Here is a 15,429-nt window from a genome sequence, read left to right on the forward strand (position 1 = left end):
AAAACCGCCCTAATGAGGGCGGTTCTGCTTCTCGTTTAGACTTCGTTAAGCTGTACGTTGAGCAGCTTTGCGATTGCTTCTCCATACGCCGGGTCGGCCTTGTAGAAATGCTGCAACTGACGGTCGACGACATCACTCGAAACACCCGCCATCGCACCGGCGATGTTGCTGACCAGCAACGCTTTCTGCTCGTCGCTCATCAAACGGAACAGCGCACCCGCGTGGCTGTAGTAGTCGGTGTCTTCGCGGTGATCGTAGCGATCAGCCGCACCGCTCAGGGCCAGTGCCGGTTCGGCGTAGTGCGGCGCTTGTTTCGGCGACTCCACGTAGCTGTTCGGCTCGTAGTTCGGGGCCGCGCCACCGTTGCTGCCAAAAGCCATCGAACCGTCACGCTGGTAGGTATTCACCGGGCTGCGCGGGGCGTTTACCGGCAGCTGCTGGTGATTGGTGCCTACGCGATAACGATGCGCATCGGCATAAGCGAATACGCGACCTTGCAGCATGCGATCCGGCGAAAGGCCGACGCCTGGCACCATGTTGCTTGGGCCGAACGCGGCTTGCTCGACTTCAGCAAAGTAGTTCAGCGGATTGCGATTCAACTCCAGCTCACCGACTTCGATCAACGGGAACTCCTTCTGCGACCAGGTTTTGGTCACGTCGAACGGGTTCTCGTAATGCGCCGCGGCCTGGGCCTCAGTCATGATCTGGATGCACACGCTCCATTTCGGGAAGTCACCACGCTCGATGGCCTCGAACAAGTCGCGCTGCGCGTAATCCGGATCAGTGCCCGCCAGGCGTGCCGCATCTGCCGGCGCGAGGTTCTTGATCCCTTGCTTGGTCTTGTAGTGCCACTTCACCCAGTGACGCTCGCCTTGAGCACTGATCAAGCTGTAAGTGTGGCTACCGAAGCCGTGCATATGACGGTAGCCATCCGGGATACCGCGATCAGAGAACAGAATGGTGACCTGATGCAGCGCCTCGGGCGAGTGCGACCAGAAGTCCCACATCATCTGCGCACTTTTCAGGTTGCTCTGCGGCAAACGTTTCTGGGTGTGGATAAAGTCAGGAAACTTCAGCGGATCACGAATGAAGAACACGGGCGTGTTGTTGCCAACGATGTCCCAGTTGCCTTCTTCGGTGTAGAACTTCAGAGCGAAACCACGAGGGTCGCGCTCGGTGTCTGCCGAGCCACGCTCACCGCCCACCGTGGAGAACCGCAGGAAAGTCGGCGTCTGCTTACCCACAGCAGAGAACAGCTTGGCGCTCGTGTATTGCGTGATATCGCGAGTGACGGTGAAGGTACCGTAGGCGCCCGAACCCTTGGCATGCACACGGCGCTCAGGAATGTTTTCGCGGTTGAAGTGAGCAAGCTTTTCGATCAAATGAAAGTCATCGAGCAGCAACGGTCCGCGCGGCCCGGCGGAGCGAGAGTTCTGGTTATCGGCGACTGGCGCACCGCTGGCAGTCGTAAGCGTCTTGTTCTGGCTCATGCGATCTTCTTCCTCTGTCAGTCTTGAACTGCCGGCTAGTCGGCTTGTTGGGGAGTATCAATCATCAATATGACGGCCACAAATTCATTAACTCATGGCCATCAATAGAAAATAACTAACGACAAAACCCAGCACATAGTGCAGACCCAAACAGGGTAGAAGCTTGTACGAACGGTGCATTTCTTACGCGCACAAAAAACCGGGCACTAGGCCCGGTTCTTTGTTTCAGACTGACGTCTTACTCAGCGGATACAGCTTCACCGCCGACAGCACGATCAACCAGTTCGACGTACGCCATAGGCGCGTTGTCGCCAGCGCGGAAACCGCACTTGAGGATGCGCAGGTAGCCACCCTCACGGGTAGCGTAACGCTTGCCCAGGTCGTTGAAGAGCTTACCAACGATAGCTTTCGAACGAGTACGGTCGAAAGCCAGACGACGGTTAGCAACGCTGTCTGTCTTGGCCAGAGTGATCAGCGGCTCGGCAACGCGGCGCAGTTCTTTGGCTTTTGGCAGAGTAGTTTTGATCAGCTCGTGCTCGAACAGCGACACTGCCATGTTTTGGAACATGGCCTTGCGGTGCGAGCTGGTGCGGCTCAGGTGGCGACCACTTTTACGATGACGCATGGTTCATTCCTTACCAAACACTACGTTCGGTGATTACGACGATCAGGCAGTCGCCTTGTCGTCCTTCTTAAGACTTGCAGGCGGCCAGTTGTCGAGGCGCATGCCGAGGGACAGACCGCGGGAGGCCAGAACGTCCTTGATTTCAGTCAAGGATTTCTTGCCCAGGTTCGGAGTCTTCAACAGCTCTACTTCGGTGCGCTGGATCAGGTCACCGATGTAATAGATGTTTTCCGCCTTAAGGCAGTTAGCCGAACGTACAGTCAGTTCCAGATCGTCAACCGGGCGAAGCAGGATCGGATCGATCTCGTCTTCCTGCTCGACAACCACTGGCTCACTGTCACCTTTGAGGTCGACGAACGCAGCCAACTGCTGTTGCAGGATGGTTGCAGCACGACGGATAGCCTCTTCAGGATCCAGAGTACCGTTGGTTTCCAGATCAATAACCAGCTTGTCCAGGTTGGTACGCTGCTCGACACGGGCGTTTTCCACCACGTATGCGATACGGCGAACCGGGCTGAACGAAGAGTCAAGCTGCAAGCGACCGATGCTGCGGCTTTCGTCTTCATCGCTCTGACGCGAGTCGGCTGGTTCATAACCACGACCACGAGCTACGGTGAGCTTCATGTTCAGGGCGCCGTTAGACGCCAGGTTAGCGATTACGTGATCGGGATTAACGATCTCGACATCATGATCCAGCTGAATATCGGCAGCGGTAACCACCCCCGAACCCTTCTTCGACAAGGTCAGCGTAACTTCGTCACGGCCGTGCAGCTTGATAGCCAGACCTTTAAGGTTCAACAGGATTTCAATTACGTCTTCCTGTACACCTTCGATGGCGCTGTACTCGTGGAGCACACCGTCAATCTCGGCCTCGACTACTGCGCAGCCGGGCATTGAGGACAACAGGATGCGGCGCAGCGCGTTGCCCAGGGTGTGGCCGAAACCACGCTCGAGAGGCTCGAGAGTGATCTTGGCGCGGGTTGGACTGACAACCTGCACATCAATATGGCGGGGTGTCAGGAACTCATTTACCGAAATCTGCATGGATGCACCTATTTTCTAGCCCTTACTTGGAGTAGAGCTCGACAATCAGGCTTTCGTTGATGTCGGCGGACAGATCACTGCGAGCAGGAACGTTCTTGAAAACGCCCGACTTCTTCTCAGTGTCTACTTCTACCCACTCTACGCGGCCACGTTGAGCACACAGATCGAGAGCTTGGACAATGCGAAGTTGATTTTTTGCTTTCTCGCGAACAGCGACCACGTCACCAGCACGAACCTGGTACGAAGGAACGTTTACGGTCTGACCGTTAACGCTGATCGACTTGTGCGATACCAGCTGACGGGATTCGGCACGAGTCGAACCAAAGCCCATACGGTATACGACGTTGTCCAGACGGCATTCGAGCAGTTGCAGCAGGTTTTCACCGGTTGCACCTTTCTTGCCAGCAGCTTCTTTGTAGTAGCCGCTGAACTGACGCTCGAGAACGCCGTAGATACGACGGACCTTCTGCTTTTCACGCAGTTGGGTGCCGTAGTCGGACTGGCGACCGCGGCGTTGGCCGTGGATACCAGGTGCTGCTTCAATGTTGCACTTCGATTCGATCGCGCGCACGCCGCTCTTCAGGAAGAGATCGGTGCCTTCGCGACGAGCGAGTTTGCATTTTGGACCAATGTAACGAGCCATTCTTTACAATCTCCTGGATTACACGCGGCGCTTCTTCGGCGGACGGCACCCGTTGTGCGGGATTGGCGTCACGTCGGTGATGCTGGCGATCTTGTAGCCACAGCCGTTCAAAGCGCGGACTGCGGATTCACGACCTGGACCTGGGCCCTTGACGTTTACGTCGAGGTTTTTCAGGCCGTATTCCAGCGCAGCTTGACCAGCACGCTCAGCAGCTACTTGAGCAGCGAACGGGGTGGACTTGCGGGAACCGCGGAAACCCGAACCACCGGAGGTAGCCCAGGAAAGAGCGTTACCTTGACGGTCGGTAATGGTCACGATGGTGTTGTTAAAAGAGGCATGGATGTGGGCGATGCCATCAACCACTGTCTTTTTAACTTTTTTACGAGGACGAGCAGCAGGTTTTGCCATGATTAAATTCCTGTCGATTCGCTGGGGCGATTACTTGCGGATCGGCTTACGCGGACCTTTACGGGTACGCGCGTTGGTCTTGGTACGCTGACCGCGTACTGGCAGACCACGACGATGACGCAGACCGCGATAGCAACCGAGGTCCATCAAGCGCTTGATTTTCATGTTGATTTCGCGACGCAGGTCACCTTCAGTGGTGAACTTCGCCACTTCGCCACGCAGCTGTTCAATTTGCTCGTCGCTCAGATCCTTGATCTTTGCTGCTGGGTTTACCCCAGTCACTGCACAGATTTTCTGCGCAGTAGTGCGACCAACACCATAGATGTAGGTCAGCGAGATAACAGTATGCTTGTTATCTGGAATGTTAACGCCTGCAATACGGGCCATTCAGTGGGACTCCAATTGACAGCTACCTACGCCCCGGAAGCCAAGAAATAGGGCGCGAGATAATATCGCTGTAATAACAAATAATCAACCCGGCAGCGCACTAGCTGCCGGGCTTGAAGCACAATCACACTCAGCCTTGGCGCTGTTTGTGACGCGGTTCCGCGCTGCAAATTACTCGAACAACACCTTCGCGGCGAATAATCTTGCAGTTACGGCACAGCTTTTTCACCGATGCACGAACTTTCATCACCAACTCCTCGAACCTTATGGGTACTCAGCGCAACATGCCGCTGCCGTAACCCTTCAGGTTGGCTTTCTTCATCAGGGATTCGTACTGGTGCGAAACGAGGTGCGATTGTACTTGGGACATGAAGTCCATCACAACCACGACCACGATCAGCAACGAGGTCCCGCCAAGGTAGAACGGAACGTTTGCTGCAACCACCAGGAACTGGGGCAACAGGCACACGGCCGTCATGTAAAGAGCACCGAACATGGTCAAGCGAGTCAGAACGCCATCAATGTAGCGCGCAGACTGCTCACCTGGACGGATGCCCGGAATAAAGGCACCGGACTTCTTCAGGTTTTCCGCTACGTCTTTCGGATTGAACATCAACGCCGTATAGAAGAAGCAGAAGAAAATAATCCCTGCACTAAACAGCAGAATATTCAACGGCTGACCAGGAGCGATCGACTGCGAGATGTCCTGCAACCAGCCCATACCTTCAGACTGACCAAACCAGGCACCCAACGAAGCCGGGAACAGCAGAATGCTGCTCGCGAAAATAGCCGGAATAACGCCGGCCATGTTCACCTTCAGCGGCAAGTGGCTAGTCTGCGCAGCGAAAACCTTGCGGCCTTGCTGACGCTTGGCGTAGTGAACAGCGATACGACGCTGACCACGCTCAATGAACACCACGAAACCGATAATCGCTACTGCCAGCAAACCGATGGCAACCAGGGCGAAGATGTTGATATCACCCTGACGCGCAGACTCGAAAGACTGCCCGATTGCTCTCGGAAGACCGGCGACGATTCCCGAAAAAATCAACATCGAGATACCGTTGCCTACACCACGCTCAGTAATCTGCTCACCCAGCCACATCATGAACATCGCACCAGCCACAAACGTGGATACCGCGACGAAATGGAAGCCAAAGTCACCAGTGAACGCAACGCCCTGCCCCGCCAGGCCAATGGACATGCCAATGGCCTGAACGAGAGCGAGGACGACGGTGCCGTAGCGGGTGTACTGGCTGATCTTGCGACGGCCAGCTTCACCTTCCTTCTTCAACTGCTCCAGCTGCGGGCTGACGGCGGTCATCAGTTGCATGATGATCGATGCCGAAATGTACGGCATGATCCCCAGTGCAAAGATGCTCATCCGCTCCAGCGCGCCGCCGGAAAACATGTTGAACAAGCTAAGAATGGTCCCCTCATTCTGTCGAAACAGGTCCGCGAGTCGGTCCGGGTTGATACCTGGAACCGGGATGTGTGCGCCTATTCGGTAGACGATAATCGCCAGGAACAGAAAACGCAGACGAGCCCAGAGTTCAGACATACCGCCTTTGCCGAGCGCAGAGAGAGCACCTTGCTTAGCCATTTATTCCTCGAACTTGCCGCCAGCTGCTTCGATAGCCGCACGCGCACCTTTGGTGGCGCCGATTCCCTTGCCGATAGTGACAGCGCGAGTCACTTCACCGGACAGCATGATTTTCACACGCTGTACGTTGACGTTGATCACGTTGGCATCTTTCAGGGACTGCACGGTGACGATGTCGCCTTCCACTTTAGCCAGCTCGGACAGACGCACTTCTGCGCGATCCATGGCTTTCAGGGAAACGAAACCGAACTTCGGCAGGCGACGATGCAGCGGCTGTTGACCGCCTTCAAAGCCTGGAGCAATGGTGCCACCGGAGCGGGAGGTCTGACCTTTGTGACCACGGCCACCAGTCTTACCCAAACCACTACCGATACCACGGCCCGGACGATGCTTTTCGCGACGGGAACCCGGCGCTGGACTCAGATCATTGAGTTTCATCGATTAACCCTCGACACGCAGCATGTAGTAAGCCTTGTTGATCATCCCGCGATTCTCGGGAGTATCCTGGACTTCTACAGTGTGACCGATGCGACGCAGACCCAGACCCTTAACGCACAGTTTGTGGTTAGGGATGCGGCCGGTCATGCTTTTGATCAGCGTAACTTTAACGGTAGCCATGATTACTTGATCTCCTCAACACGCAGGCCACGCTTGGCTGCGATGGACTCAGGAGACTGCATAGCCTTCAGACCCTTGAAAGTGGCGTGAACCACGTTTACAGGGTTAGTCGAGCCGTAGCACTTGGCCAGAACGTTCTGAACGCCAGCAACTTCGAGGACAGCACGCATAGCGCCGCCAGCGATGATACCGGTACCTTCAGAAGCAGGCTGCATGTACACCTTCGAAGCGCCGTGAGCGGACTTCATTGCGTACTGCAGAGTGGTGCCGTTCAGATCAACCTGGATCATGTTGCGGCGAGCAGCTTCCATTGCCTTCTGGATCGCAGCAGGCACTTCACGCGACTTGCCACGGCCGAAGCCAACACGGCCCTTACCATCACCAACCACGGTCAACGCGGTGAAAGTGAAGATACGGCCGCCTTTAACGGTTTTGGCTACGCGGTTAACTTGAACCAGCTTCTCGATGTAGCCTTCGTCGCGCTTTTGGTCGTTATTTGACATAACTTAGAACTCCAGCCCAGCTTCACGAGCAGCATCAGCCAGCGCTTTTACGCGGCCGTGGTACTTGAAGCCAGAGCGGTCGAAAGCCACCTGCGAGACGCCAGCGGCCTTAGCACGCGTAGCGACCAGCTGGCCAACCTTAGTGGCCGCGTCGATGTTGCCAGTGGCGCCATCACGCAGTTCTTTATCCAAAGTCGAGGCGCTTGCCAGGACTTTGTTGCCGTCGGCCGAAATGACCTGGGCGTAGATGTGCTGCGAAGAGCGGAACACGCAGAGACGCACGACTTCGAGTTCGTGCATTTTCAGGCGTGCTTTGCGAGCGCGACGCAGTCGAGTAACTTTTTTGTCGGTCATTTGCTATGCCCTACTTCTTCTTGGCTTCTTTACGACGGACGACTTCGTCCGCGTAGCGCACACCTTTGCCTTTGTACGGCTCTGGTGGACGGAAGTCGCGGATCTCGGCGGCCACTTGACCTACCAGCTGCTTGTCGATGCCCTTGATCAGGATATCGGTCTGGCTAGGAGTCTCAGCGGTGATGCCTTCCGGCAGTTCGTAATCCACTGGGTGCGAGAAGCCAAGAGCCAGGTTCAGCACCTGACCTTTTGCTTGCGCTTTGTAACCAACACCGACCAGCTGGAGCTTGCGCTCGAAGCCTTGGCTTACGCCCTGGACCATGTTGTTTACCAACGCACGAGTGGTACCGGCCATTGCGCGAGTCTGCTGATCGCCATTGCGAGCAGCAAAACGCAGCTCACCGGCTTCTTCAACGATCTCAACGGACGAATGGACGTTCAGTTCAAGAGTACCCTTGGCACCCTTCACCGAAAGCTGTTGGCCTGCGAATTTTACTTCGACACCGGCTGGCAGCTTAACGGGGTTCTTAGCGACGCGAGACATGCTTATCCCCCCTTAGAACACAGTGCAAAGAACTTCGCCGCCGACACCGGCAGCGCGCGCAGCACGATCAGTCATCACACCTTTGTTGGTGGAGACGATAGACACGCCGAGACCGCCACGTACTTTTGGCAGTTCTTCGACGGACTTGTACTGACGCAGGCCTGGACGGCTAACGCGCTTGACTTCTTCGATAACCGGACGGCCTTCGAAATATTTCAGCTCGATAGACAGCAGTGGTTTGGTTTCGCTGCTGATCTGATAACCCGCGATGTAACCTTCGTCCTTCAGGACTTTAGCTACAGCCACCTTCAACGTGGAAGAAGGCATGCTTACGACGGACTTTTCAGCCATCTGGGCATTACGGATTCGAGTTAGCATGTCCGCTAACGGGTCCTGCATACTCATGGGCTAGACGCTCCTAATACAGAAAAATTAGCCTTGCGGCTACTACTTGTCGCCGAGAAACTCCGGGCAGAAAAACACGGGCTCAGGCGAGCCGGTCATTCTAGACACACCCCAGAAATGAATCAAGCCCCAAAAGGGGCTTGATTCATGTTCAAGGCCACCGATGGTCAGGTTCTTGCGACCCCGACCATCGAGACTTTGACAGCAATTACCAGCTGGCTTTAACCAGACCTGGAACGTCACCACGCATTGCAGCTTCACGCAGCTTGTTACGGCCCAGGCCGAACTTGCGGTAAACGCCGTGCGGACGACCAGTCAGGCGGCAGCGGTTACGCATGCGCGAAGCGCTTGCGTCACGTGGCTGCTTCTGCAGAGCTACGGTAGCTTCCCAACGCGCTTCTGGACTTGCGTTCAGATCAACGATGATAGCTTTCAGCGCTGCACGCTTGGTGGCGTACTTGGCAACGGTGAGCTGACGCTTCAGCTCACGGTTTTTCATGCTCTTCTTGGCCATTTTCCTACTCCAATCAGTTGCGGAACGGGAATTTGAAAGCACGCAGCAGAGCGCGGCCTTCGTCATCGTTCTTGGCAGTGGTGGTCAGGGTAATGTCCAGACCGCGGAGAGCATCGATCTTGTCGTAGTCGATTTCCGGGAAAATGATCTGCTCTTTCACGCCCATGCTGTAGTTGCCACGACCATCGAAGGACTTGGCATTCAGGCCGCGGAAGTCGCGAACCCGAGGCAGGGAGATCGACAGCAGACGATCCAGGAACTCGTACATACGCTCACGGCGCAGGGTCACTTTGACGCCGATCGGCCAACCTTCACGGACTTTAAAGCCAGCGATGGATTTGCGAGCGTAGGTCACAACGACTTTCTGGCCGGTGATCTTTTCCAGGTCAGCAACAGCGTGCTCGATGACTTTTTTGTCGCCGATCGCTTCGCCCAGACCCATGTTCAGGGTGATTTTGGTAACGCGCGGAACTTCCATCACGTTCGAAAGCTTAAGTTCTTCCTTAAGTTTCGGTGCGATTTCCTTCCGGTAAATCTCTTTTAGTCGTGCCATGGTCTTCTACCTAGCAGTGTTCAAGCATCAACCGCTTTTTGGGTCGACTTGAAGACACGAATTTTCTTACCGTCTTCTACTTTGAAACCAACGCGGTCAGCCTTGTTGGTTTCGCCGTTGAAGATGGCGACGTTGGAAGCGTGCAGTGGCGCTTCTTTCTCGACGATACCGCCCTGTACGCCCGACATCGGGTTAGGCTTGGTATGACGCTTGACCAGGTTCAGACCACCAACAACCAGACGGTTGTCAGCAAGAACCTTCAGCACCTTACCGCGCTTACCTTTGTCTTTGCCGGCGATCACGATGATCTCGTCGTCACGACGAATCTTTTGCATGTCGGATCTCCTTACAGCACTTCTGGGGCGAGCGAGACGATCTTCATGAACTTCTCAGTACGAAGTTCACGGGTCACTGGCCCAAAGATACGGGTGCCGATCGGCTCTTGCTTGTTGTTCAGAAGAACAGCAGCGTTGCCATCAAAGCGGATAATGGAGCCATCAGCACGACGTACGCCGTGACGAGTGCGGACTACAACAGCAGTCATCACTTGGCCTTTTTTCACTTTACCGCGAGGAATTGCTTCCTTCACAGTAACTTTGATGATGTCACCGATACCAGCGTAACGACGATGGGAGCCACCCAGCACCTTGATGCACATAACGCGGCGAGCGCCGCTGTTATCGGCCACATCGAGCATGGATTGAGTCTGAATCATATAATTTCTCCGACCCCTAGCCCTTAGACTTCCACAGCGCGTTCGAGAACATCAACCAGCGCCCAAGACTTGGTCTTGGCCATCGGACGAGTTTCACGAATAGTGACTTTGTCGCCGATGTGGCACTGATTGGTTTCGTCGTGCGCGTGCAGCTTAGTCGAACGCTTAACGTATTTACCGTAGATCGGGTGCTTAACGCGACGCTCGATCAGAACGGTGATGGTTTTGTCCATCTTGTCGCTGACAACACGGCCAGTCAGCGTACGGACAGTTTTTTCGGCTTCAGCCATGATCACTTACCTGCCTGCTGGTTGAGCACAGTCTTCACGCGAGCGATGTCACGCTTAACTTGCGAGAGCAGATGAGACTGCCCCAACTGGCCAGTTGCTTTCTGCATGCGCAGATTGAACTGGTCGCGCAGCAAGCCGAGCAGTTGCTCGTTCAGCTGCTGTGCGGATTTTTCACGAAGTTCATTCGCTTTCATCACATCACCGTCCGTTTAACAAAGGAGGTGGCGAGCGGCAGCTTTGCAGCAGCCAGGGCGAAAGCCTCACGCGCCAGCTCTTCAGAAACACCCTCGATTTCATACAGGACTTTGCCTGGCTGAATCTGGGCAACCCAGTATTCCACGTTACCCTTACCTTTACCCATACGAACCTCGAGAGGCTTCTTGGAGATCGGCTTGTCCGGGAATACACGGATCCAGATCTTGCCACCACGTTTTACGTGACGGGTCAGAGCACGACGCGCTGACTCGATCTGACGAGCGGTGAGACGACCACGAGCAACAGACTTCAGCGCGAACTCGCCGAAGCTGACTTTGCTACCGCGCAGTGCCAGACCACGGTTGTGGCCGGTCATCTGCTTGCGGAACTTCGTACGCTTTGGTTGCAACATTTGGCGTACCCCTTACTTAGCAGCTTTTTTACGAGGCGCTGGTGCTTGTGGTTTCAGTTCTTCTTGGCGACCACCAATTACTTCGCCTTTGAAGATCCAAACCTTTACACCGATCACACCGTAGGTGGTGTGAGCTTCGTAGGTGGCATAGTCGATATCGGCACGCAGGGTGTGCAGTGGCACACGACCTTCGCGATACCATTCAGTACGTGCGATTTCAGCACCGCCGAGACGACCGCTCACTTGGATTTTGATGCCTTTGGCACCAATGCGCATGGCGTTCTGTACGGCGCGCTTCATGGCGCGACGGAACATCACACGACGCTCCAGCTGCTGAGCTACGCTCTGGGCAACCAGCATACCGTCGAGTTCCGGCTTGCGGATCTCTTCGATATTGATGTGCACAGGCACACCCATTTGCTTGGTCAGGTCCTGACGCAGTTTTTCAACATCCTCACCTTTCTTCCCGATAACGATACCTGGACGAGCGGTGTGAATGGTGATGCGTGCAGTTTGAGCCGGACGATGGATATCGATACGGCTTACGGACGCGCTTTTTAGTTTGTCTTGGAGATACTCACGCACCTTCAGATCTGCGAGCAAATAGTCCGCATAAGTCCGACCGTCTGCGTACCAGACGGAGGTGTGCTCCTTGACGATTCCCAGGCGAATGCCAATGGGATGTACTTTCTGACCCATCTCTTCGACTCCGTTACTTGTCAGCAACCTTGACAGTGATATGGCAAGACCGCTTGACGATGCGATCAGCACGGCCTTTGGCACGTGGCATGATGCGCTTCAGCGAACGCCCTTCGTTGACGAAAACGGTGCTGACCTTCAGGTCATCAACGTCAGCGCCTTCGTTATGCTCGGCGTTGGCTACGGCCGACTCCAGCACTTTTTTCATGATCTCGGCGGCTTTCTTACTGCTGAAAGCCAACAGGTTGAGCGCTTCGCCCACCTTCTTCCCGCGGATCTGGTCGGCGACCAAGCGGGCTTTCTGGGCGGAGATTCGAGCGCCCGACAACTTAGCGGCTACTTCCATTTCCTTACCCCTTAACGCTTGGCTTTCTTGTCTGCCACGTGCCCGCGATAGTTGCGGGTACCGGCGAACTCGCCCAGTTTGTGGCCGACCATGTCTTCGTTAACGAGAACTGGGACGTGCTGACGACCGTTGTGTACTGCGATGGTCAGACCGACCATTTGTGGCAGGATCATCGAACGGCGCGACCAAGTCTTAATTGGTTTGCGATCGTTCTTTTCCGCCGCCACTTCGATCTTCTTCAGTAGGTGAAGATCAATAAAAGGACCTTTTTTCAGAGAACGTGGCACTGTCGTATCCCTCTATTTACTTGCGACGACGGACGATCATTTTGTCGGTACGCTTATTACCACGAGTCTTCGCGCCCTTAGTCGGGAAGCCCCATGGCGATACCGGATGACGACCACCAGAGGTACGACCTTCACCACCACCATGTGGGTGGTCAACCGGGTTCATGGCAACACCACGAACGGTTGGGCGAACGCCACGCCAGCGCTTGGCACCAGCTTTACCCAGCGAACGCAGGCTGTGCTCGGAGTTCGAGACTTCGCCCAGGGTCGCACGGCACTCAGCCAGCACTTTACGCATTTCACCGGAACGCAGACGCAGGGTAACGTACACACCTTCACGAGCGATCAGCTGAGCCGAAGCACCAGCGGAACGAGCGATCTGTGCGCCTTTACCTGGCTTCAGTTCGATGCCGTGTACGGTAGAACCGACTGGAATGTTGCGCAGTTGCAGAGCGTTGCCTGGCTTGATTGGAGCCAGAGCGCCTGCGATCAGCTGGTCGCCAGCACTCACGCCTTTAGGGGCGATGATGTAGCGGCGCTCGCCGTCTGCGTAGCACAGCAGTGCGATGTGAGCAGTACGGTTCGGATCGTATTCGATACGCTCGACAGTGGCGACGATGCCATCTTTGTCGTTGCGACGAAAATCGACCATACGGTAATGCTGCTTATGACCACCACCGATGTGACGAGTGGTAATGCGGCCATTGTTGTTACGACCACCAGACTTCGATTTTTTCTCGAGCAGCGGTGCGTGAGGAGCGCCTTTATGCAGCTCCTGGTTGACCACCTTGACCACAAAACGGCGGCCAGGGGAAGTCGGTTTGCATTTAACGATTGCCATGATGCACCCCTTCCTTACTCAGCACTGCTGCTGAAATCGAGATCTTGGCCTGGCTGAAGGGAGATAACTGCCTTCTTCCAGTCATTACGCTTGCCCAGACCGCGAGCGGTGCGCTTGCTCTTACCCAAAACGTTCAGGGTAGTAACACGCTCAACTTTCACGCTGAACAGGCTTTCGACGGCCTTCTTGATTTCCAGCTTGGTTGCATCGGTAGCAACCTTGAAAACGAACTGGCCTTTCTTGTCTGCCAGAACCGTAGCCTTCTCGGAAACGTGCGGGCCAAGCAGAACTTTAAATACGCGTTCCTGGTTCATCCCAGCAGCTCCTCGAATTTCTTCACGGCCGACACGGTGATCAACACCTTGTCGTATGCGATCAGACTAACTGGATCGGAACCTTGCACGTCACGTACATCTACGTGTGGCAGGTTGCGAGCAGCCAGGTACAGGTTCTGATCAACAGCATCAGACACGATCAGAACGTCGGTCAGGCTCATGTTGTTCAGTTTGCCCAGCAGGTCTTTGGTTTTCGGAGTTTCAACTGCGAAATCCTGAACCACGACCAGACGATCAGTACGCACCAGCTCAGCAAGGATGGAACGCATTGCTGCGCGGTACATCTTCTTGTTCAGCTTCTGGGAGTGATCCTGTGGACGAGCTGCGAAAGTGGTGCCGCCGCCGCGCCAGATTGGGCTACGGATAGTACCGGCACGAGCACGGCCAGTACCTTTCTGACGCCATGGGCGCTTACCGCCACCACGAACGTCGGAACGGGTCTTTTGCTGCTTGCTACCTTGACGGCCGCCAGCCATGTAGGCCACGACTGCTTGGTGAACCAGCGTCTCGTTGAACTCGCCGCCAAATGTCAGTTCGGAAACTTCGATCGCTTGAGCGTCATTTACATTTAATTGCATGTCAGCTTCCCCTTAACCGCGAGCCTTGGCTGCTGGACGTACAACCAGGTTGCCGCCAGTAGCGCCAGGAACAGCACCCTTGACCAACAACAGATTGCGTTCAGCGTCCACGCGCACTACTTCCAGGGACTGCACGGTCACGCGCTCAGCGCCCATATGACCGGACATTTTTTTGCCCTTGAATACACGACCAGGAGTCTGGCACTGGCCGATAGAGCCTGGGACGCGGTGGGATACGGAGTTACCGTGGGTGTTATCTTGCCCGCGGAAATTCCAACGCTTGATCGTACCCTGGAAGCCTTTACCTTTGGACTGACCGGTTACATCAACCAGTTGACCAGCAGCGAAGATTTCAGCGTTGATCAGATCGCCGGCCTGGTACTCGCCTTCTTCAAGGCGGAATTCCATTACGGTACGACCAGCGGCAACGTTCGCCTTGGCGAAGTGGCCAGCCTGAGCAGCTGTAACACGGGAAGCACGACGCTCGCCGACAGTGACTTGCACTGCACGATAGCCATCGGTTTCTTCAGTTTTGAACTGGGTGACGCGATTCGGCTCGATCTCAATGACCGTGACCGGAATGGAGACACCTTCTTCGGTGAAAATACGGGTCATACCCGCTTTACGACCGACTACACCAATAGTCATGTTGTAAACCTCATGAGTGTACGGGGCTTTCACCCGCTATGGCCGCCCATTTCAGAGCGTTACACGACCAAGACCGAGTCTTAGCCGAGGCTGATCTGCACTTCCACACCGGCCGCAAGATCAAGCTTCATAAGAGCATCAACGGTTTTATCCGTTGGCTGGACGATGTCCAGAACGCGCTTATGAGTGCGGATTTCGTACTGGTCACGCGCGTCTTTGTTGACGTGCGGGGAAACCAGAACGGTGAACCGCTCTTTACGGGTAGGCAGTGGAATTGGACCACGCACTTGAGCACCAGTACGTTTCGCGGTTTCCACGATTTCCTGGGTTGATTGGTCGATCAGGCGATGGTCAAAAGCCTTCAACCTGATACGGATTTGCTGATTTTGCAT

General features: G+C 55.2%; 29 protein-coding genes. All 29 read right to left on the reverse strand.

Annotation, left to right across the window (positions count from 1 at the left end):
* Positions 1-35 precede the first annotated feature (35 nt).
* The 29 genes from AC07NR_RS27120 to rpsJ all read right to left on the reverse strand — a co-directional run bounded on the left by AC07NR_RS27120 (position 36) and on the right by rpsJ (position 15,429).
* Positions 36-1,490, reverse strand: a complete 1,455-nt coding sequence (locus tag AC07NR_RS27120) for a catalase (RefSeq protein WP_438299925.1) — start codon at positions 1,488-1,490, stop codon at positions 36-38.
* A gap of 238 nt (positions 1,491-1,728) precedes the next feature.
* Positions 1,729-2,115 carry a 50S ribosomal protein L17 gene (gene rplQ, locus AC07NR_RS27125; RefSeq protein WP_007955635.1) on the reverse strand — a complete coding sequence of 129 codons (387 nt, stop codon included), beginning with the start codon at positions 2,113-2,115 and terminating at the stop codon, positions 1,729-1,731.
* A 42-nt stretch (positions 2,116-2,157) separates the two neighbouring features.
* A complete protein-coding gene (locus AC07NR_RS27130; RefSeq protein WP_003186012.1) occupies positions 2,158-3,159 on the reverse strand; it encodes a DNA-directed RNA polymerase subunit alpha in 1,002 nt (333 codons plus the stop codon).
* Positions 3,160-3,181: 22 nt separating this feature from the next.
* Positions 3,182-3,802 (reverse strand): 30S ribosomal protein S4, encoded by a 621-nt coding sequence (rpsD, locus tag AC07NR_RS27135; protein WP_003176404.1) that lies wholly within the window; start codon positions 3,800-3,802, stop codon positions 3,182-3,184.
* Between the two features lie 18 nt (positions 3,803-3,820).
* Complete coding sequence (gene rpsK, locus AC07NR_RS27140) at positions 3,821-4,210, reverse strand: 30S ribosomal protein S11 (protein WP_002555466.1); 390 nt, start codon at positions 4,208-4,210, stop codon at positions 3,821-3,823.
* A gap of 30 nt (positions 4,211-4,240) precedes the next feature.
* Positions 4,241-4,597, reverse strand: a complete 357-nt coding sequence (rpsM, locus tag AC07NR_RS27145) for a 30S ribosomal protein S13 (protein ID WP_003186020.1) — start codon at positions 4,595-4,597, stop codon at positions 4,241-4,243.
* Between the two features lie 130 nt (positions 4,598-4,727).
* A complete protein-coding gene (rpmJ, locus tag AC07NR_RS27150; protein WP_002555468.1) occupies positions 4,728-4,844 on the reverse strand; it encodes a 50S ribosomal protein L36 in 117 nt (38 codons plus the stop codon).
* 27 nt (positions 4,845-4,871) lie between these two features.
* Positions 4,872-6,200 (reverse strand): preprotein translocase subunit SecY, encoded by a 1,329-nt coding sequence (secY, locus tag AC07NR_RS27155; protein WP_003228718.1) that lies wholly within the window; start codon positions 6,198-6,200, stop codon positions 4,872-4,874.
* Entirely contained in the window at positions 6,201-6,638 is a 438-nt protein-coding gene (rplO, locus tag AC07NR_RS27160) for a 50S ribosomal protein L15 (protein WP_003228720.1), read from the reverse strand. It abuts the gene before it with no gap.
* A gap of 3 nt (positions 6,639-6,641) precedes the next feature.
* Entirely contained in the window at positions 6,642-6,818 is a 177-nt protein-coding gene (rpmD, locus tag AC07NR_RS27165; protein WP_003176408.1) for a 50S ribosomal protein L30, read from the reverse strand.
* 2 nt (positions 6,819-6,820) lie between these two features.
* A complete protein-coding gene (gene rpsE, locus AC07NR_RS27170) occupies positions 6,821-7,321 on the reverse strand; it encodes a 30S ribosomal protein S5 (RefSeq protein ID WP_007955637.1) in 501 nt (166 codons plus the stop codon).
* A gap of 3 nt (positions 7,322-7,324) precedes the next feature.
* Positions 7,325-7,675, reverse strand: a complete 351-nt coding sequence (gene rplR / locus AC07NR_RS27175; RefSeq protein WP_003186037.1) for a 50S ribosomal protein L18 — start codon at positions 7,673-7,675, stop codon at positions 7,325-7,327.
* 10 nt (positions 7,676-7,685) lie between these two features.
* Positions 7,686-8,219, reverse strand: coding sequence for a 50S ribosomal protein L6 (rplF, locus tag AC07NR_RS27180; RefSeq protein WP_065259511.1), 534 nt, complete (start codon positions 8,217-8,219; stop codon positions 7,686-7,688).
* Positions 8,220-8,231: 12 nt separating this feature from the next.
* A complete protein-coding gene (gene rpsH, locus AC07NR_RS27185) occupies positions 8,232-8,624 on the reverse strand; it encodes a 30S ribosomal protein S8 (RefSeq protein WP_011336171.1) in 393 nt (130 codons plus the stop codon).
* Positions 8,625-8,832: 208 nt separating this feature from the next.
* Positions 8,833-9,138: a 30S ribosomal protein S14 gene (rpsN, locus tag AC07NR_RS27190; RefSeq protein ID WP_003228726.1), complete on the reverse strand. Its 306-nt coding sequence runs from the start codon at positions 9,136-9,138 to the stop codon at positions 8,833-8,835.
* Between the two features lie 13 nt (positions 9,139-9,151).
* A complete protein-coding gene (rplE, locus tag AC07NR_RS27195; RefSeq protein WP_003210069.1) occupies positions 9,152-9,691 on the reverse strand; it encodes a 50S ribosomal protein L5 in 540 nt (179 codons plus the stop codon).
* 20 nt (positions 9,692-9,711) lie between these two features.
* Positions 9,712-10,026, reverse strand: a complete 315-nt coding sequence (gene rplX, locus AC07NR_RS27200) for a 50S ribosomal protein L24 (RefSeq protein WP_003186046.1) — start codon at positions 10,024-10,026, stop codon at positions 9,712-9,714.
* 11 nt (positions 10,027-10,037) lie between these two features.
* On the reverse strand, positions 10,038-10,406 hold the full coding sequence (rplN, locus tag AC07NR_RS27205) for a 50S ribosomal protein L14 (RefSeq protein ID WP_002555479.1): 369 nt from the start codon (positions 10,404-10,406) through the stop codon (positions 10,038-10,040).
* 23 nt (positions 10,407-10,429) lie between these two features.
* The gene (gene rpsQ / locus AC07NR_RS27210; RefSeq protein ID WP_003194644.1) at positions 10,430-10,696 is read right to left on the reverse strand and encodes a 30S ribosomal protein S17; all 267 of its coding nucleotides are present in this window, start codon (positions 10,694-10,696) and stop codon (positions 10,430-10,432) included.
* Between the two features lie 2 nt (positions 10,697-10,698).
* Positions 10,699-10,890 (reverse strand): 50S ribosomal protein L29, encoded by a 192-nt coding sequence (rpmC, locus tag AC07NR_RS27215; protein WP_002555481.1) that lies wholly within the window; start codon positions 10,888-10,890, stop codon positions 10,699-10,701.
* A complete protein-coding gene (rplP, locus tag AC07NR_RS27220) occupies positions 10,890-11,303 on the reverse strand; it encodes a 50S ribosomal protein L16 (RefSeq protein ID WP_003228729.1) in 414 nt (137 codons plus the stop codon). The genes rpmC and rplP overlap by 1 nt, the downstream gene beginning before the upstream one ends.
* 12 nt (positions 11,304-11,315) lie before the next feature.
* Positions 11,316-12,002 carry a 30S ribosomal protein S3 gene (rpsC, locus tag AC07NR_RS27225; RefSeq protein WP_085688068.1) on the reverse strand — a complete coding sequence of 229 codons (687 nt, stop codon included), beginning with the start codon at positions 12,000-12,002 and terminating at the stop codon, positions 11,316-11,318.
* Between the two features lie 13 nt (positions 12,003-12,015).
* On the reverse strand, positions 12,016-12,348 hold the full coding sequence (gene rplV / locus AC07NR_RS27230; RefSeq protein WP_003103908.1) for a 50S ribosomal protein L22: 333 nt from the start codon (positions 12,346-12,348) through the stop codon (positions 12,016-12,018).
* Positions 12,349-12,359: 11 nt separating this feature from the next.
* Positions 12,360-12,635 (reverse strand): 30S ribosomal protein S19, encoded by a 276-nt coding sequence (rpsS, locus tag AC07NR_RS27235; protein ID WP_011336172.1) that lies wholly within the window; start codon positions 12,633-12,635, stop codon positions 12,360-12,362.
* Between the two features lie 16 nt (positions 12,636-12,651).
* The gene (rplB, locus tag AC07NR_RS27240; RefSeq protein ID WP_016772943.1) at positions 12,652-13,476 is read right to left on the reverse strand and encodes a 50S ribosomal protein L2; all 825 of its coding nucleotides are present in this window, start codon (positions 13,474-13,476) and stop codon (positions 12,652-12,654) included.
* A 14-nt stretch (positions 13,477-13,490) separates the two neighbouring features.
* Positions 13,491-13,790 carry a 50S ribosomal protein L23 gene (gene rplW, locus AC07NR_RS27245; protein ID WP_002555488.1) on the reverse strand — a complete coding sequence of 100 codons (300 nt, stop codon included), beginning with the start codon at positions 13,788-13,790 and terminating at the stop codon, positions 13,491-13,493.
* On the reverse strand, positions 13,787-14,389 hold the full coding sequence (gene rplD, locus AC07NR_RS27250) for a 50S ribosomal protein L4 (RefSeq protein WP_003228735.1): 603 nt from the start codon (positions 14,387-14,389) through the stop codon (positions 13,787-13,789). The genes rplW and rplD overlap by 4 nt, the downstream gene beginning before the upstream one ends.
* 12 nt (positions 14,390-14,401) lie before the next feature.
* Complete coding sequence (gene rplC / locus AC07NR_RS27255) at positions 14,402-15,037, reverse strand: 50S ribosomal protein L3 (RefSeq protein ID WP_007955641.1); 636 nt, start codon at positions 15,035-15,037, stop codon at positions 14,402-14,404.
* Positions 15,038-15,117: 80 nt separating this feature from the next.
* The gene (rpsJ, locus tag AC07NR_RS27260; RefSeq protein WP_003186070.1) at positions 15,118-15,429 is read right to left on the reverse strand and encodes a 30S ribosomal protein S10; all 312 of its coding nucleotides are present in this window, start codon (positions 15,427-15,429) and stop codon (positions 15,118-15,120) included.

This window comes from Pseudomonas sp. GW821-FHT09C09 (assembly GCF_059418105.1).

What these genes read in the sequence shown, in the direction of transcription:
- rpmJ (WP_002555468.1), bottom strand. Translation starts at nt 4,844, where the DNA reads ATGAAAGTTCGTGCATCGGTGAAAAAGCTGTGCCGTAACTGCAAGATT.
- rpsN (WP_003228726.1), bottom strand. Translation starts at nt 9,138, where the DNA reads ATGGCCAAGAAGAGCATGAAAAACCGTGAGCTGAAGCGTCAGCTCACC.
- rpmD (WP_003176408.1), bottom strand. Translation starts at nt 6,818, where the DNA reads ATGGCTACCGTTAAAGTTACGCTGATCAAAAGCATGACCGGCCGCATC.
- rpsM (WP_003186020.1), bottom strand. Translation starts at nt 4,597, where the DNA reads ATGGCCCGTATTGCAGGCGTTAACATTCCAGATAACAAGCATACTGTT.
- rplB (WP_016772943.1), bottom strand. Translation starts at nt 13,476, where the DNA reads ATGGCAATCGTTAAATGCAAACCGACTTCCCCTGGCCGCCGTTTTGTG.
- rplF (WP_065259511.1), bottom strand. Translation starts at nt 8,219, where the DNA reads ATGTCTCGCGTCGCTAAGAACCCCGTTAAGCTGCCAGCCGGTGTCGAA.
- rpsQ (WP_003194644.1), bottom strand. Translation starts at nt 10,696, where the DNA reads ATGGCTGAAGCCGAAAAAACTGTCCGTACGCTGACTGGCCGTGTTGTC.
- rplV (WP_003103908.1), bottom strand. Translation starts at nt 12,348, where the DNA reads ATGGAAGTAGCCGCTAAGTTGTCGGGCGCTCGAATCTCCGCCCAGAAA.
- rpsD (WP_003176404.1), bottom strand. Translation starts at nt 3,802, where the DNA reads ATGGCTCGTTACATTGGTCCAAAATGCAAACTCGCTCGTCGCGAAGGC.
- rpmC (WP_002555481.1), bottom strand. Translation starts at nt 10,890, where the DNA reads ATGAAAGCGAATGAACTTCGTGAAAAATCCGCACAGCAGCTGAACGAG.
- rplE (WP_003210069.1), bottom strand. Translation starts at nt 9,691, where the DNA reads ATGGCACGACTAAAAGAGATTTACCGGAAGGAAATCGCACCGAAACTT.
- AC07NR_RS27130 (WP_003186012.1), bottom strand. Translation starts at nt 3,159, where the DNA reads ATGCAGATTTCGGTAAATGAGTTCCTGACACCCCGCCATATTGATGTG.
- secY (WP_003228718.1), bottom strand. Translation starts at nt 6,200, where the DNA reads ATGGCTAAGCAAGGTGCTCTCTCTGCGCTCGGCAAAGGCGGTATGTCT.
- rpsJ (WP_003186070.1), bottom strand. Translation starts at nt 15,429, where the DNA reads ATGCAAAATCAGCAAATCCGTATCAGGTTGAAGGCTTTTGACCATCGC.
- rplW (WP_002555488.1), bottom strand. Translation starts at nt 13,790, where the DNA reads ATGAACCAGGAACGCGTATTTAAAGTTCTGCTTGGCCCGCACGTTTCC.
- rpsK (WP_002555466.1), bottom strand. Translation starts at nt 4,210, where the DNA reads ATGGCAAAACCTGCTGCTCGTCCTCGTAAAAAAGTTAAAAAGACAGTG.
- rplQ (WP_007955635.1), bottom strand. Translation starts at nt 2,115, where the DNA reads ATGCGTCATCGTAAAAGTGGTCGCCACCTGAGCCGCACCAGCTCGCAC.
- rplD (WP_003228735.1), bottom strand. Translation starts at nt 14,389, where the DNA reads ATGCAATTAAATGTAAATGACGCTCAAGCGATCGAAGTTTCCGAACTG.
- rplP (WP_003228729.1), bottom strand. Translation starts at nt 11,303, where the DNA reads ATGTTGCAACCAAAGCGTACGAAGTTCCGCAAGCAGATGACCGGCCAC.
- rplR (WP_003186037.1), bottom strand. Translation starts at nt 7,675, where the DNA reads ATGACCGACAAAAAAGTTACTCGACTGCGTCGCGCTCGCAAAGCACGC.
- rplN (WP_002555479.1), bottom strand. Translation starts at nt 10,406, where the DNA reads ATGATTCAGACTCAATCCATGCTCGATGTGGCCGATAACAGCGGCGCT.
- rplX (WP_003186046.1), bottom strand. Translation starts at nt 10,026, where the DNA reads ATGCAAAAGATTCGTCGTGACGACGAGATCATCGTGATCGCCGGCAAA.
- rplO (WP_003228720.1), bottom strand. Translation starts at nt 6,638, where the DNA reads ATGAAACTCAATGATCTGAGTCCAGCGCCGGGTTCCCGTCGCGAAAAG.
- rplC (WP_007955641.1), bottom strand. Translation starts at nt 15,037, where the DNA reads ATGACTATTGGTGTAGTCGGTCGTAAAGCGGGTATGACCCGTATTTTC.
- AC07NR_RS27120 (WP_438299925.1), bottom strand. Translation starts at nt 1,490, where the DNA reads ATGAGCCAGAACAAGACGCTTACGACTGCCAGCGGTGCGCCAGTCGCC.
- rpsH (WP_011336171.1), bottom strand. Translation starts at nt 8,624, where the DNA reads ATGAGTATGCAGGACCCGTTAGCGGACATGCTAACTCGAATCCGTAAT.
- rpsE (WP_007955637.1), bottom strand. Translation starts at nt 7,321, where the DNA reads ATGTCAAATAACGACCAAAAGCGCGACGAAGGCTACATCGAGAAGCTG.
- rpsC (WP_085688068.1), bottom strand. Translation starts at nt 12,002, where the DNA reads ATGGGTCAGAAAGTACATCCCATTGGCATTCGCCTGGGAATCGTCAAG.